We start from the raw sequence: 12,751 nt of genomic DNA, 5'->3' as shown, positions 1-12,751 counted from the left end.
TCCTATCTCGTCGGTCCCAGCGTGATCCTCCCCGGCCCGCCCGGCTTTATCAGTTGGTTGTTGGAGCATTGACCGCGAATTGCGCGGCGAACGCCCTGGCATAGGCGGGCCGGGCTTCGCCGCGGGCCACATAGGCAGCCAGGTTTTGATATTCGTCCAGAAGGCCCGACATTCTGAGCCGCAGCAGCACTGATACCATCAACAGATCGCCCGCGCTGAACGCGCCGTCGAGCCAGTCGGCGCCGCCCAGATGGGCCGAGAGCCTGTCCAGCCGGGCGCGAACGCGGTCCTACACCAATGGCAGGCGCTCCTCGCTCCAGGGCTTGTCGGCCTCGAATAGTCTTGCCGTCGTCAGTTCGAGGATCGGCAGCTCGACGGTGTTGAGCGCGGCAAACATCCAGGTGATGGCGCGGGCGCGGGCGTCGCGATCCTCCGGCAACAGGCCCGGATACCGCTCGGCAAGATGAAAGACGATCGAGCCGGTCTCGAACAGGCAGAGCGAACCGTCCTCGTAGGTGGGGATCTGGCCAAAGGGCTGGATGGCCAGATGGTCGGGCGCCTTCATGTCAGCATGAGAAACAAGACGAACCTCGTAGGGCTGGCCCACTTCTTCGAGCGCCCAGCGAACGCGCGTGTCGCGCGCCAGTCCCTTGCCGCCGTCGGGCGACCGTTTGAATGCCGTGATGGTAATTGTCATCGCATCCGCTTCCTTGCCTGTTTCCCGGCTTCCTGGCGATGACGAACAAGCCTCTGCGGCAGCCCGACATCGGTCTTGAACTATTTTCCTTGCCGGGCGCGGATCGCGAATGGATGCCCGCGCGTTCTGAACGCCTATGCACGCTGCCTCAAAGCGACCTCGGTTTTGGGCGACATGCGTAGGCCGATACCTGCAAGTGCGTCGCACGGGCCCTGTTCAGCGTGACGCGCCTCACCGATGGGAGCAACCGCCATGAACGTCGCCAACCTGCAACTCGAGGGCCTGCTGATGGCCGTCGCATCGATCAACCACGTCCTGGTCAGGAAGGGCGTGCTGACATCAGAGGAGATCGACATCGCCCTGCGCAAGGCCGAAGCCGGCGAAACCAGCGAGGAGCGGTCCGAGGGCATGTCGGCGTCGAGCCGCGACGCCGTCAATTTCCCGATCCGGTTGCTCGAGCTCGCCAACCAGTGCCAGCCGGAAGCTGACATGCCGTCCTTTTCGAAGCTGGCGCGCATGGTCGGCCAGATGAAGGAACCCTATAACGACCAGATGTAGCTACGCCCTGCCCGGCCATCCCGGATTGAGCGAAAGCACGCGGCCCGGCCCGTGCACGGCGGCGAACAGCAGTCCGGCCAGGAAGGAAAAATGGTCGACGAAGAAGCCGAATTCCGCCTGGTTGCCGGCCCAGTGGCTCGGTCCGTGGAAGGCGAAGCCGAGGAACAGCACGTAAACCGCCGCGACCAGTGCGGCCGGCGTGAAGAAGGCGCCGGTGAGGAAAGCGATCACCAGCAGCACCTCCAGTATCGCCGCGCACCAGGCCAGGAACAGCGGAAACGGAAAGCCGGCGGCGGCGATATAGCCGGCGGTGGCGCCCATGCCCATGAACTTGAACGTCACCGCCATCAGGAAGACGGCTGCGAAGATCAGGCGGCCTATGAGCAAGGCGGCGGTCTGCCACGGCGATTGGACGGTTGGCGACGGCATGGTTGTTCTCCCGTTTCGTTTGCTTGTTTACCCGATTCCGGCTGGAAACCGCTACGGAGCTTTCCTGGAATTGCTCCTAGGACGCGCCACGCACCGCGCATCCGACATATCCGCCGAAGTTTTTTCCGGATGTCGCGATCGGCGCCGCTCGATCGGGCCCGCTGCCGCAAAACCCGGATCCCGGTTTGCCGGCTCCTTGATAGAGTGGGCCGCATCGGTCCTGATGTATCTCGCCGCCATGCGCCTGGAGCCGGCCTGAGGCAGCGGAGCCGATATTCCGGTCCGTGTTCGCCAAAGCCTGCGAAAGCCGCTATGGAACCAGCGGCGTCAAATGCTGTTATGTATGACCGCAGGGTCGCGCCGCGACGGTGGCGCGCCGGGGGTGGAAAGTGAGGCTCGGCATGGCGGACGACAAATCGAAGATCAAGCAGGATCGCAAACTGGTTTCGAGCGAGGAAACCTATGAGGTTGCCGCTTTCGCCCGCAAATACGGCATCCCGCAGAGCGAGGCCCAGACCATCATCAAGCGCTACGGGCCCTCGAGGAAGAAGCTCGACAACCACATGGCCGCGCGCGGATAGCTCGGCGCGACCGGCGTTGGAAGCGTTGCCCGGGGCAAGACCCCGGGCGCATTGCGGAACCGAATGGTTGGAGGCAACGACCATGCCCGACACCGCGCGCAGAACCGGCAGCTGCCTTTGCGGCGGCGTGCATTTCACCGTCAGCGGCCCGCCCCTGCGGGTGGGCCTTTGCCATTGCAAGGATTGCCGCAAGACCAGCGGCTCCGCCTTTGCCGCCTACGCCATCTGGCCGCGCCAGGCCTTCGAAGCATCGGGCATTCTCGAAGCCTATGCCGGCCGCAGCTTCTGCCCGACCTGCGGCAGCCGTGTCGCCTCGCTCACCGACGAGGAAGCCGAGGTGATGATCGGCAGCCTGGACGTGGTGCCGACCGAGCTGGTGCCGGAGTACGAATTGTGGATCGGCCGGCGCGAATCCTGGCTGCATGCCTTGCCGGATACTGAGCAGTTCGAGCACGACCGCCCCGCCGCGCAGGCTCCCGGCCCCCCGCCGCCGAAGCTGCTGTCGGACGCCGCTCCCCGCGATTGAAAATTAGTCGAAAAGTTGAGCGGCCGCGACGGAACCCCGGGACATCGGCCGGCGTTATCGGGCGCCTCAGTTTCAATGGAGATCCCCGTGAACGACAAGTTCTTTCCCCGTCCGGTCAGGCTGAAGGTCGGACCGGCCCGCGAGCGGGTGGTGCGCAGCGCCTGGGAAGGCCTGGAATGCCTGCGCGACTGGCCCGGCAAGCATGGCCGGCGCTACCGCGCCGCATGGCGCAGCTGCCGCGATGCCCTCGATGGCTGGACCCCGGCCGAGAAGGCGATGCGAGCCATGATCGATGCCGGGCGCGAGGCGGAATTCCTGCCCGGCAACGGCAAGCCCTGACAGCCTGCCTCCCCACGGGGCGTCCGGAACGGCAAGGCGCCGGCTACTGTTTCGGCGGCTGCGGCGGCACTTCATCCGGTTTGATCACCGGCGTCTTGCCTTCGTTGGGCGCCGGCGCGGCCATGCCTTGGTCGCCTGTCGGCGGCGGCTTCAGCACGCCGCCGCAATCGTTCAGCGTCTCGGTCAGCGTGTTGTCGGTCGGCTGCTGGTTGCCGTCGGGCTTGGCCCGGCATTTTTCGCTGGGCGCCTGCTTGTCGGGGTTCTGCTGCTCGGCCTGTGCCAGCGCCGCGGCGGGCGCGGCGAGCATCAGGCTGACAGACATGATGGCGAGAAGTCTCATCTCGGCCTCCTTTCCGGGTTGGGCCGCCCTCACCGGCCGCCGATAGTCGATGGCTTGCCTTGATAGGCTTGCCTCAATAGCCGCCGACGATCGGCAGGATTTCGCCGGTGATGTAGCTGGAGCATTGCGGCGAGGCCAGGAACACATAGGCCGGCGCGATTTCCTCCGGCTGGGCGGGCCGCTTCATCGGCGTCTTGGCGCCGAACTGCGACACGTCCTGCGCCTCCTTCTCCGACGGATTGAGCGGCGTCCACACAGGCCCCGGCGCCACGGCGTTGACGCGGATGCCCTTGCCGACGAGGTTGCCCGACAGCGCCCGGGTGAAGGCATGGATGCCGCCCTTGGTCATGGAGTAGTCGACCAGGTCCTTCGATCCCTCGATGCCGGTGACCGAACCGGTGTTGATGATGGCCGAACCCGGCTTCATGTGCGCCACCGCCTCTTGCGCCATATGGAAGTAGCCGTAGAGGTTGGTCTTCAGCGTGGTGTCGAAATGCTCCTCGGTCAGATCGGCGAAATCGGTGGAATGGATCTGGAAGGCGGCGTTGTTGACCAGTATGTCCAGCCGCCCCAGTTCCTTCACGACCCTTGCCACGGCCTTGGCGCAGAAGGCGCGATTGCCGACATCGCCGCGTAAGACGAGGCAGCGGCGGCCCTCCGCCTCGACCGCTTGCTTGGTCGCCTCCGCGTCGCGGTCCTCGCTGAGATAGACGATGGCGATATCGGCACCTTCGCGCGCGAACAGCACCGCCACGGCCCGGCCGATGCCGGAATCACCGCCGGTAATCAACGCCGCCTTGCCCTCCAGCTTTCCCGAACCGCGCCAGAACGGCGCATCATAGAACGGCGCCGGCTCGATCGCCCATTCCTCGCCGGGTTTGGCATGATGCTGGGCGGGAAAAGGCGGCACGGGATATTTTCGCGCGCCGGCCTGCATGGCGCCGTCGCCCTTGGGTTTGGTCTTGGCGCGGTCCTTGGCGTCGACCTTGCGCTGGATGCTGCGCTGCTTGCTGGTTGCTTTCGAACTGTCGCTCTGGGTGCTGGTCGGCATGGTCATCTCCTCTGTGTTTGGACCGGAGACATCACGAACCTTCTCGCGCAACGCGCACAACTGTTCGCGATGTCTCCGGTCCAAACGCGTTGCTCGCAGGGACAACGCATGTCGGCGGAAAAAGTTGGCGGCTTTCGCAGGCGCGCGTTGCAACCCTCGCATCCTCCCGCCGTTTCGCCTGCCGGAGGCAATCATGTTCGAAGGTTTTCAGACCCTCGAGGTCGACTGCGGGGATGCCCGCATCTTCGCCCGGCGCGCCGGCGACGAACCCGCCGTCCTTTTGCTGCACGGCTTTCCGCAGACACATCTGATGTGGCGCGACGTGGCGCCGCGCCTGGCGGACCGGTTCACCGTCATATGCGCCGACCTGCGCGGCTACGGCGCCAGCTCATGCCCGGCCTCGAGCGCCGATCACGCCCCTTACGCCAAGCGCGCCATGGCCCGCGACATGGTGGCGCTGATGGCCGAGCTCGGCTTTTCCAGCTTCATGGTCGCCGGCCATGATCGCGGCGGGCGTGTCGCCTACCGCCTCGCGCTCGACCATCCCGACCGCGTCGAAAGGCTTGCCGTGCTCGACATCGTGCCCACCGCCGACGCCTGGGACCGGGCCGACGCCAGGCTGGCGCTCGGCTATTGGCCGTGGTCGTTGCTGGCGCAGCCGGAGCCGCTGCCGGAAAAGCTCCTGGCCGGCGCGGCCGACGCGATCGTCGATGACGCCCTGGGCGGCTGGGGCTCGTCGCCAAAGGCGTTTTCCGCCGGCGTGCGCCAGGCCTATGTCGAGGCGCTGCGCGATCCCGCCCATGCCCATGCGATCTGCGAGGAGTACCGGGCGGCCGCGATGCTCGACCGCGAGCACGACCATGCCGACCGCGCCGCCGGCCGGCGCATCGCTTGCCCGGTGCTGGCGCTGTGGAGCGGGCAAGGCGCGCTCGCCGAATGGTACGCCGGCGAAGGCGGACCGCTGGCCTTGTGGCGCGGCTGGGCCGACGATCTGCGCGGCCATGCGGTCCAGGGCGGGCATTTCTTCCCCGAGGAAGCACCCGCGCAAATCGCGGCCGAATTGACCGCTTTCTTCGCCGGGCCTGAAGCCACCGACAGTTAACCACGGCCAAGGGATTGGAACCACATCCTGGCTGCGCAGTTGCGTGGGCATCGAGTGAAAACCGGGAGCAGAACCATGCCACGCGGAGAAAAATCCAAATACACCGACAAGCAGGAGCGCAAGGCAGACCACATCGCAGAGGGCTACGAGCATCGCGGCGTGTCCGAGAAGGAAGCCGAGCGCCGCGCCTGGGCCACCGTCAACAAGGATGATGGCGGCGGCAAGAAGGAGGGCGGCTCCGGCCGCGGCAAGCACACCGGCCATCCCGCCGCGCACAAGGGCGGCGAAAAGGGCGGCAAGGCGTCTGCCTCGCGTTCGGCCGCAAGCCGGTCGGCATCGGCCAGGAAGGCAGCCGCGACCCGCAAGCGCAACGAAGCGCACGCCCATTGATGCGCGGGGCGACCGGATCGCGAAATTCCTATGCGCCTTGCCTGCCCTCGCCCGGGCCGCTCTTGATCAGATCGTCGCCCCGCGGATCGTCGAAGTTGGGCTCGGCCGGATTGTCGGACGGCGGCCTTTGCGGACAGTCCTCGTAGCCGTGGTCGCGGCCGCCGCAGAACGAACAGCACATGGCTTCGCGATCCCTGTTCCCGGGCGGCCATCGCGGGGTCTGGTAAGGCTTCCTGCCGAGCATGCCCAGCAATGCGCGAGGCGCGATTTGGTTGCGCGCCCGCGCCGTCCCTCGCAAGCGAACACGCCGGCTGTTGCGCAACCGCCAGACAAAATGCGAATCTCCCCGGCATCCCGCAACCAGGCGTAATCGCCCGGCGTTGCGGATCACGCCTTGGAGAGACCGCCATGTCCGTTCGAATCCTGTTGCCGACCGTGGCCGCCATGCTTGCCGCCACCGGCCTGGCCGAAGCCCGGCCCGACAGCCGCGCCATGAGCTGCGCGCAGATCCGCGCCATGATCCAGAGCCACCGCGCCGTCGTGCTGACCACCGGCCCTAATACCTATGACCGCTATGTCAGGCAGTTCGGCAATGAATGCGATTGGCCCGAAGTGCCGATGTCGGCCTATATCCCGGCCCGCGACGGGCACTGTCCGGTCTACCGCTGCGAGGAGCCGGTCAACAATTTCCCGAATTGACGGGTCGGTTGGCGCGGGCAATCGTTGTTTCGGGGATTGCCGCACCCCTGCCTGAAACCAATCCGAGGGGGCCGCGTTGACGCGTGGGGTGGCCGCCACAGGAGATGCCCATGACCGTCAACTGCCGCGTATCCATCGACAACCGGCCTCAATCCATCGAGGCCGTGTTCCAGGCCGTGCCCCGGATCGGCGAGAGCGTTTCGCTGTCCGTCGACGGAAACGCCCAGGACCTGCGCGTTTCGCGTGTCGTGCATGTGCCCGACGGCTCGCTAGAAGGGGCTGCGATCATCGTCGAGGTGACGGCCAACATCCTGTAGTCGCCTTAATCCGCGAATGCGGCGCGCCTTGGCCACGGCGGTAGCTTTCAGATGCCTAAGCCGGTCGTCTGGCCGGCGTCTTCCATAGGGTGCTGCGGCACGATGATCGATGCCAGCGGCGCGTGCAGCGTCCATCTGAAATAGCCGGGCGAGCGCTCGATCACGGCGGACCCGCCGAGCGACTGCGGCGCCACCCTTTGCAGGACAACGGTGCCGAACCCCTTGCGCGTGGTGTCGTCGCGCTCGTCGCCGCCGCTATAGGGGGGCGACCGCTCCTCCCAGACAAGTTGGAATTCGCGTTCGGCCAGAGCGTCGTCGCCCATGCTCCAGGTCACCTCGACCCGGCCGGAATCGCTGGCGAGCGCTCCATACTTGGACGAATTGGTGCCAAGCTCATGGAAAGCCATGCCGAGATTCTGCACCGCATTCGACTGCAAGGTCAGCAGCGGTCCCGAAAGCAGTATCTGCTCCTCGCGGCCGAACGGTTTGAGATGTTCCTGGACCAGGTCGAACAGGCTGGCTCCCACCCAGTTCGAGGTGACCAGCAGATCGTGCGACCGTGACAGCGCCATGATGCGGGCGCGGATCATCTCCTCGAACTCGCGCGGGTCCTCCGAGCGCTTGCTGGTTTCCCTGACCATCGACAGGATCACCGCGAACTGGTTCTTGACGCGGTGGTTGACTTCCCGCATCAGCATCTTGATCCGGCGCTCGTTCTCCCTGCTGGCGCTGATGTCGCGGGCGATCTTCGAGGCGCCGACGATGTCGCCGCTGGCGTTCCTGATCGGCGACACCGTCAGCGAAACGGCAATGAAGGTGCCGTCCTTGCGCTTTCGCGTCGTCTCATAGCTCGCCAGGCGTTCGCCGCGGCGGACCTTCGCGATGATCTCGGTTTCCTCGTTCTTGAGGTGGTCGGGGATGAGCATCAGGATCGACTGCCCCAACGCTTCCTCCGCGCTGTAACCGAACATGCGTTCGGCCGCCTGATTCCAGCTCTTGATGATGCTGTTCAGGTCCTTGCTGATGATGGCGTCGAAGGAGGAATCGACAATCGCCGCCAGCTGCGCATCCGCTGTTGCATCCTGTTTTTCATTCCTTGCTATGTCAGCCATTGCCCCGCCAGGTGTCAGCCTATCGCCACTAGATAACGCGTGCGCCGGACAAGGCAATCACCTTGAAGCGGCCTGCCTGCTTCAACTTCATCGAAATCGCCTCGCCGGCTAATATAATCGAGGCGAAGGCGGTTCCACAGATCAGGCCGAGCCCGGCATCGAAAACGCCAACGACCAGACAAAATGGTTTTCGAGAACCAGAACGGAGCGGACATTCGATGGGCGCCGGAAGCGCGGAACCCGTCCTTGCAAGCCGGCATATCTGAATGTCACCACACCTCAGTCAGAGTGGCCGTCGCCCACATTGCCATTGCCGCCTGGGGTGGACAGCAGTCCGAAGTCCTGGGACTTGACGCCCTGCTCCGCCGCCAGGAACCCGTCCGAGGCGAGGCCACGCCGCAAAAGCTCCCTGACCGCGGCCGAGCGGCTCGGCATACGCTTGTCGAAGCGCCAGTTTTCCAGTGCCGCCAGTTCGTCGGCGGTCAGCATGACCTGCAAGCGTTCAGGACGTTCCAGCTCAGCCATCGCACCTCCTCGCACAGACCCCAATGCCTGAATTAGTATTTGCCTTGTTCAACTAACAACTAGTGTTGCTCTCATGCAGCGTCAAGGCCGCCAGACAAGCCGTCTGCTCATTCCGCTCATAGTATGCCTCAACCGCCGGCCGCTGCTTCGTGTAATTCCGCTAACCCACTGGTATATATATCTATTTCCCATATTTCGCTTGCCAGGAACCAACATTCGGCGCATGCTGCGCAATGAAGGGCAAAGCGGTTTCGCCGAGGAGGTTTCCATGCGGTACGACTACTCGATGCGCTTGCGTGATGACGTTCAATCCGCCGTCCATACAGCTTTCAGGACGGCGGGTATCGTCAGGATCACCACCGTTGCCGAACAGGTCAGGCTCAGGAACCTCGACGAGAACGTCGCCCTCGAGGACGTCGAGCACCTGGTCATGCAGGCGGCCCAAATGCTTGGCGCTGCAATCGAATTCGAGGGCCTGGCCGTGATCGAGGAACGGCCGGGTGGTCCCGTCAACGGCCGGTCCCAAGGCGAGCTCCTGTCCTAGGGTCGGAGCCACGACGCCGTACACAGACGCCGGCGTCATGTCCCATGCCCCCGGTCCGCCAGTGGCTGTGGGAATTGAGCGAGCGCCCTATATGCTTTCGTGAGATCCCCTCCGGAGAACACGCCATGACGCTCGACATTCGCAAGCTCGGCAGCCAGGGGCTGCGGGTCTCTGCCATCGGCCTCGGCTGCATGGGCATGAGCCAGTCCTACGGCCCGGCCGACGAAGCCGAATCCACCGCCACGCTGCACCGCGCGATCGAACTCGGCTGCACCTTCCTCGACACCGCCGAGGTGTATGGCCCTTACGCCAACGAGGCGCTGCTCGGCCGCGCCTTGAGGGGCAAGCGCGACCAGGTGACCATCGCCACCAAATTCGGCTTTCGCATCGAAAATGGCCGGCAGGTCGGCACCGAACGCGACAGCAGGCCGCAAACCATCAGGGCGGCGGTTGAAGGGTCGTTGAAGCGGCTCGCCACCGACCATATCGACCTTCTCTACCAGCACCGTGTCGATCCGGCCGTGCCGGCCGAGGATGTCGCCGGCACGGTCGGCGAGCTGGTCAAACAGGGCAAGGTCCGCTTCTTCGGCCTGTCGGAGGCGGGAGCCGCCACCATCCAGCGGGCGCACGCCGTGTTTCCGGTCTCGGCGCTGCAGAGCGAGTACTCGCTGTGGGAGCGCAATCTCGAGCCGGAAATCATTCCCCTGCTGCGGCAAACCGGCATCGGCCTGGTGCCGTTCTCACCGCTCGGCCGAGGCTTCCTGACCGGCGGCGCCAAGCGCGCCGAGGACTATCCGGAAGGCGATTACCGCCGCGGCGACCCGCGTTACCAGGGCGCGAACTACGACGCCAATGTCGAGGCCGCCGCGAAGGTCCGCGACATCGCCGTCGCCAAAGGCGTCAAGCCAGGGCAGATCGCGCTGGCCTGGCTCCTGGAGAAGGGCAACGTCTTCGGTGTCGACATCGTGCCGATCCCCGGCACCAAGCGGATCAAATATCTGGAAGAAAATGTCGCCGCGGCGTCGCTGAAACTGGAGGCCGCCGAGATCGCGGCGCTCGACGACGCGCTGGCCCCGGGGAAGGTCTCCGGCCCGCGCTACGGCGACCGCACCATGGTAATGATCGACCGATAGGCTGCCGGTTTCGGGCAGGTCCGTCCTGCCAGCAGCGTCAAATCTCGATTGGCACGCCGCTGGTGAATCGGCCTATTCCACCGGCGCCGGCTTTTGGCGAGGATCGGGCCGCAACCGCTGGTGCAGCTCCCTGCCGGCGTGCAGGGTCCGGTCCGCCAGCGCGGCAAGTGTTCCGCGCAAGGTCCTTGTTCCCAGCACCGAATCCAGCGTCACCGACTGGGTCGCGAAGCGCCGCTTGAAGTCCTCGCCGCCGCACAGGAAGTCGACCATCGTCAGCCCCCTGTCGATCGACCACTGGATGTAGTCCATCATCAGCACCATGCCGGGAGACGCCCGCTCGACATCCGGATCGTAGGTCGTGACGAAGGCCATCATCGTGTTGCGCTGGACGAAATTGATCGAGACCGCCACCACCATCCCGGCGCATTCCAGCACGAAGACATGCAGGAGCCCTTCCCTGGCCAGCACGGCGACCAGCGCGGCCAGGGCCGGCGACCCCTCATCGAACAGGTTGGATTCGTGTCCGCGCGCGGCGAGCCATTTGCGCTTGAACTCGGCGAGCCTGTCGAGAACGGGCTGCATCGGCTCGTCCGGCGACATGAGGCGGAACCGCACTTCGCCGCCCTCCTCGAGGAATTTGCGGCCACGGCGATAATTCTGGCGCATCTTCTTCGTTTGTTCCCCGAACCAGTCCGCGCCCGTGCGCCATGGCCCCGCGACCCGGAAGCTGGTTTCGCTGCGGCGGTTCGGGCGGAGCGCCATCTTGGGCGCCGAAGCGGGAGCAAGCAACGTGCGCATCGCGGCGTCTGGCAGCAGGCGGTTCAGATAGACGAGATCGAAGCCGCCTGCCGCCGAAATTTCCTGCCATAGCGCCGCGACCGCCGCCGGATCGCAGTCCGGCGCGACCAGCACGTCGCCATAGTCGCTGTGGTCCTTGGCAGCCCATTCCAGGACGTTGACGCCCTTGCGTCGCACCGTCGCCAGCGGGATGACGGCGTCGATCCGATCACCGTTCCAGATGAGGCCGATCCTGAGACCGCGCAGCTCCCGGTCCGGGGCCGTCTGCCACCACGCCGTGACCCAGGCGTGGCTTTGAAAGATCAGCCCCTCCGCCCGGCGCCACAGCTCCGTCCAGGCCGGCCCGACCGACGCGAGGCGCTCCTCGGAGGTGACGATCTCCAAAGCGCCCGACTTCAAGCCCGCGATCGCGGCATGAGCGTTCATGGCTGCGGGCTCCGTGTCGGCTCGGACGAAGCGCGGCGGCGGAACCGCCGGGCGATGTGCCCCCACATCTTCTTGAGCGGCAGCACGTAAAGCCCGGACAGCGATTGATAGTCGCGCGCGCCGCGTTCCATCAATCCGAACCTGAAATCCTCATCGGGCTTCGGCACGCACAATGTTCCGAACAGCCGGTCCCAGAACGAGAACAGCAAGCCGAAATTCTTGTCGTAGTGCCTTGGATCGACGCTGTGGTGCAGCTGGTGCCAATGCGGGCACAAGACGATGTTGTTGAGCGGCCCGAACGATATCTTGAAATGGGTGTGCCTGACGAAATCCATCATCAGGATATTGCGCATTACGTAGACGTTGACGCCGAAGATCGTCACTTCGACGAGGTTAAGCGACAAAAGGGTCCAGATGCCGAAGCAGATCCCGGGTATAACGCCGTCCCAGGCGCGGTTCATGAGCTCGTCGAGCGGATGAACCCTGTCCTTGGTGATCCCGACCATCACCTCCGCCGAGTGATGCACCTTGTGCAGTTCCCACAGGAACGGGAAGCGGTGCTGGGCCACGTGGTAGAGGTAATAGGATATGTCGTAGGCGATCAGCATCGTCACCGTGAAGATGACGATCGTCACCGCTCCCGGCGGTCCCGGCAGCAGCGGCGGCTCGATTTGGAGGAGTGCCGCCAGCGTCCGATTCGTCGCGTAACCGACGCCCACGACGAAGGTCACGCCCGCGGGCAGCATCAGGAAGGGCATAATCGCCTTGCGGGTGATCCAGAAAAGCAAGTCCGCCCGCGCCGAGGGATGCGTGACGATCTCGTTGGGGAAGACGAAATCGAAGAATTCCCTGAAGCTCTTGCGCTCCGCCGTCCGCCAATAGGCGATCAGGGCGCTTCCCAGCGCGGTCAGCAGCAGAAGGCCGGCCGCAAGCAGGCTGGAGCCGGACAACTTGTCCAGGATCCTTTCGATGATGCCGGCAATCGACATGGGTCCACTCATTTATGCAACCGAAGCTTGACTTGTAGGAAGCGATTACCTGACAGGCCGGGCAAGCCGGCACGCCGTCAGGCTCTCGATTGTTTCGCCTTCACCCTAGTCGAGAATTCATAGCGAAAGCTTAAGCTGATTAAAAACAATGAATCCGCTAAAAAGCCTGCTATATATTGCCGAATTCTGAATAAA

18 protein-coding genes and 1 pseudogene are annotated in these 12,751 nt (G+C 64.8%); 10 read left to right on the top strand and 9 right to left on the bottom strand.

The window, feature by feature from the left end:
* Window positions 1-49: 49 nt before the first annotated feature.
* Window positions 50-697 (bottom strand): annotated as a pseudogene (locus tag LB532_RS05835) (glutathione S-transferase family protein).
* A gap of 252 nt (window positions 698-949) precedes the next feature.
* Here LB532_RS05835 and LB532_RS05830 point away from each other — a divergent pair.
* Window positions 950-1,255: a hypothetical protein gene (locus LB532_RS05830; RefSeq protein ID WP_140499979.1), complete on the top strand. Its 306-nt coding sequence runs from the start codon at window positions 950-952 to the stop codon at window positions 1,253-1,255.
* On the opposite strand, the gene LB532_RS05825 is transcribed toward LB532_RS05830, so the two are convergent.
* Complete coding sequence (locus tag LB532_RS05825) at window positions 1,256-1,684, bottom strand: DoxX family protein (protein ID WP_140642899.1); 429 nt, start codon at window positions 1,682-1,684, stop codon at window positions 1,256-1,258. It lies immediately after the preceding gene.
* 401 nt (window positions 1,685-2,085) lie between these two features.
* Here LB532_RS05825 and LB532_RS05820 point away from each other — a divergent pair, with 401 nt between their 5' ends.
* From LB532_RS05820 to LB532_RS05810, 3 genes are all read left to right on the top strand, one after another.
* Window positions 2,086-2,265 carry a DUF3606 domain-containing protein gene (locus LB532_RS05820; RefSeq protein WP_115144153.1) on the top strand — a complete coding sequence of 60 codons (180 nt, stop codon included), beginning with the start codon at window positions 2,086-2,088 and terminating at the stop codon, window positions 2,263-2,265.
* Between the two features lie 82 nt (window positions 2,266-2,347).
* Window positions 2,348-2,791 carry a GFA family protein gene (locus LB532_RS05815; RefSeq protein ID WP_140642897.1) on the top strand — a complete coding sequence of 148 codons (444 nt, stop codon included), beginning with the start codon at window positions 2,348-2,350 and terminating at the stop codon, window positions 2,789-2,791.
* A gap of 87 nt (window positions 2,792-2,878) precedes the next feature.
* Window positions 2,879-3,130, top strand: a complete 252-nt coding sequence (locus LB532_RS05810) for a DUF982 domain-containing protein (RefSeq protein ID WP_140582358.1) — start codon at window positions 2,879-2,881, stop codon at window positions 3,128-3,130.
* A 43-nt stretch (window positions 3,131-3,173) separates the two neighbouring features.
* Here LB532_RS05810 and LB532_RS05805 read toward each other — a convergent pair whose 3' ends face one another.
* A complete protein-coding gene (locus LB532_RS05805; protein ID WP_140642896.1) occupies window positions 3,174-3,470 on the bottom strand; it encodes a hypothetical protein in 297 nt (98 codons plus the stop codon).
* 73 nt (window positions 3,471-3,543) lie between these two features.
* Window positions 3,544-4,521: an SDR family oxidoreductase gene (locus LB532_RS05800; protein ID WP_140642894.1), complete on the bottom strand. Its 978-nt coding sequence runs from the start codon at window positions 4,519-4,521 to the stop codon at window positions 3,544-3,546.
* A 193-nt stretch (window positions 4,522-4,714) separates the two neighbouring features.
* On the opposite strand from LB532_RS05800, the gene LB532_RS05795 reads away from it, so the two are divergent.
* Window positions 4,715-5,623 (top strand): alpha/beta fold hydrolase, encoded by a 909-nt coding sequence (locus LB532_RS05795; RefSeq protein WP_224556441.1) that lies wholly within the window; start codon window positions 4,715-4,717, stop codon window positions 5,621-5,623.
* Between the two features lie 75 nt (window positions 5,624-5,698).
* A complete protein-coding gene (locus LB532_RS05790; protein ID WP_140515975.1) occupies window positions 5,699-6,013 on the top strand; it encodes a plasmid stabilization protein in 315 nt (104 codons plus the stop codon).
* A gap of 28 nt (window positions 6,014-6,041) precedes the next feature.
* Here the strand turns inward: LB532_RS05790 and LB532_RS05785 are convergent, their stop codons facing one another.
* Window positions 6,042-6,194, bottom strand: a complete 153-nt coding sequence (locus tag LB532_RS05785; protein WP_181169477.1) for a hypothetical protein — start codon at window positions 6,192-6,194, stop codon at window positions 6,042-6,044.
* 227 nt (window positions 6,195-6,421) lie between these two features.
* Between LB532_RS05785 and LB532_RS05780 the strand changes: the two genes are divergently transcribed.
* Window positions 6,422-6,712, top strand: coding sequence for a hypothetical protein (locus LB532_RS05780; RefSeq protein ID WP_140521515.1), 291 nt, complete (start codon window positions 6,422-6,424; stop codon window positions 6,710-6,712).
* A 110-nt stretch (window positions 6,713-6,822) separates the two neighbouring features.
* Window positions 6,823-7,029, top strand: coding sequence for a hypothetical protein (locus tag LB532_RS05775; protein WP_140499995.1), 207 nt, complete (start codon window positions 6,823-6,825; stop codon window positions 7,027-7,029).
* A gap of 47 nt (window positions 7,030-7,076) precedes the next feature.
* On the opposite strand, the gene LB532_RS05770 is transcribed toward LB532_RS05775, so the two are convergent.
* Window positions 7,077-8,141, bottom strand: a complete 1,065-nt coding sequence (locus LB532_RS05770; protein ID WP_140642891.1) for a sensor histidine kinase — start codon at window positions 8,139-8,141, stop codon at window positions 7,077-7,079.
* A 279-nt stretch (window positions 8,142-8,420) separates the two neighbouring features.
* Window positions 8,421-8,666: a hypothetical protein gene (locus tag LB532_RS05765; protein ID WP_140642890.1), complete on the bottom strand. Its 246-nt coding sequence runs from the start codon at window positions 8,664-8,666 to the stop codon at window positions 8,421-8,423.
* A 268-nt stretch (window positions 8,667-8,934) separates the two neighbouring features.
* Here LB532_RS05765 and LB532_RS05760 point away from each other — a divergent pair, with 268 nt between their 5' ends.
* Window positions 8,935-9,210 carry a hypothetical protein gene (locus tag LB532_RS05760; protein ID WP_224556440.1) on the top strand — a complete coding sequence of 92 codons (276 nt, stop codon included), beginning with the start codon at window positions 8,935-8,937 and terminating at the stop codon, window positions 9,208-9,210.
* 125 nt (window positions 9,211-9,335) lie between these two features.
* Window positions 9,336-10,343, top strand: coding sequence for an aldo/keto reductase (locus LB532_RS05755; RefSeq protein ID WP_140642888.1), 1,008 nt, complete (start codon window positions 9,336-9,338; stop codon window positions 10,341-10,343).
* A 72-nt stretch (window positions 10,344-10,415) separates the two neighbouring features.
* Here LB532_RS05755 and LB532_RS05750 read toward each other — a convergent pair whose 3' ends face one another.
* Window positions 10,416-11,567 carry a GNAT family N-acetyltransferase gene (locus LB532_RS05750; protein ID WP_140642886.1) on the bottom strand — a complete coding sequence of 384 codons (1,152 nt, stop codon included), beginning with the start codon at window positions 11,565-11,567 and terminating at the stop codon, window positions 10,416-10,418.
* Window positions 11,564-12,556, bottom strand: a complete 993-nt coding sequence (locus tag LB532_RS05745) for a sterol desaturase family protein (RefSeq protein WP_140642884.1) — start codon at window positions 12,554-12,556, stop codon at window positions 11,564-11,566. The genes LB532_RS05750 and LB532_RS05745 overlap by 4 nt, the downstream gene beginning before the upstream one ends.
* Window positions 12,557-12,751 lie beyond the last annotated feature (195 nt).

Origin of the sequence: Mesorhizobium sp. ESP-6-2 (assembly GCF_020164675.1) — a bacterium.
Classification (GTDB): domain Bacteria; phylum Pseudomonadota; class Alphaproteobacteria; order Rhizobiales; family Rhizobiaceae; genus Mesorhizobium.
This window is presented reverse-complemented; position numbering and strand designations above follow the sequence as displayed.

Bases quoted from the DNA above. Each gene is read 5' to 3' on its own strand.
- LB532_RS05760 (WP_224556440.1), top strand. From the start codon at position 8,935: ATGCGGTACGACTACTCGATGCGCTTGCGTGATGACGTTCAATCCGCC.
- LB532_RS05765 (WP_140642890.1), bottom strand. From the start codon at position 8,666: ATGGCTGAGCTGGAACGTCCTGAACGCTTGCAGGTCATGCTGACCGCC.
- LB532_RS05830 (WP_140499979.1), top strand. From the start codon at position 950: ATGAACGTCGCCAACCTGCAACTCGAGGGCCTGCTGATGGCCGTCGCA.
- LB532_RS05780 (WP_140521515.1), top strand. From the start codon at position 6,422: ATGTCCGTTCGAATCCTGTTGCCGACCGTGGCCGCCATGCTTGCCGCC.
- LB532_RS05815 (WP_140642897.1), top strand. From the start codon at position 2,348: ATGCCCGACACCGCGCGCAGAACCGGCAGCTGCCTTTGCGGCGGCGTG.
- LB532_RS05800 (WP_140642894.1), bottom strand. From the start codon at position 4,521: ATGCCGACCAGCACCCAGAGCGACAGTTCGAAAGCAACCAGCAAGCAG.
- LB532_RS05790 (WP_140515975.1), top strand. From the start codon at position 5,699: ATGCCACGCGGAGAAAAATCCAAATACACCGACAAGCAGGAGCGCAAG.
- LB532_RS05820 (WP_115144153.1), top strand. From the start codon at position 2,086: ATGGCGGACGACAAATCGAAGATCAAGCAGGATCGCAAACTGGTTTCG.
- LB532_RS05785 (WP_181169477.1), bottom strand. From the start codon at position 6,194: ATGTGCTGTTCGTTCTGCGGCGGCCGCGACCACGGCTACGAGGACTGT.
- LB532_RS05775 (WP_140499995.1), top strand. From the start codon at position 6,823: ATGACCGTCAACTGCCGCGTATCCATCGACAACCGGCCTCAATCCATC.
- LB532_RS05745 (WP_140642884.1), bottom strand. From the start codon at position 12,556: ATGTCGATTGCCGGCATCATCGAAAGGATCCTGGACAAGTTGTCCGGC.
- LB532_RS05825 (WP_140642899.1), bottom strand. From the start codon at position 1,684: ATGCCGTCGCCAACCGTCCAATCGCCGTGGCAGACCGCCGCCTTGCTC.
- LB532_RS05750 (WP_140642886.1), bottom strand. From the start codon at position 11,567: ATGAACGCTCATGCCGCGATCGCGGGCTTGAAGTCGGGCGCTTTGGAG.
- LB532_RS05795 (WP_224556441.1), top strand. From the start codon at position 4,715: ATGTTCGAAGGTTTTCAGACCCTCGAGGTCGACTGCGGGGATGCCCGC.
- LB532_RS05770 (WP_140642891.1), bottom strand. From the start codon at position 8,141: ATGGCTGACATAGCAAGGAATGAAAAACAGGATGCAACAGCGGATGCG.
- LB532_RS05755 (WP_140642888.1), top strand. From the start codon at position 9,336: ATGACGCTCGACATTCGCAAGCTCGGCAGCCAGGGGCTGCGGGTCTCT.
- LB532_RS05805 (WP_140642896.1), bottom strand. From the start codon at position 3,470: ATGAGACTTCTCGCCATCATGTCTGTCAGCCTGATGCTCGCCGCGCCC.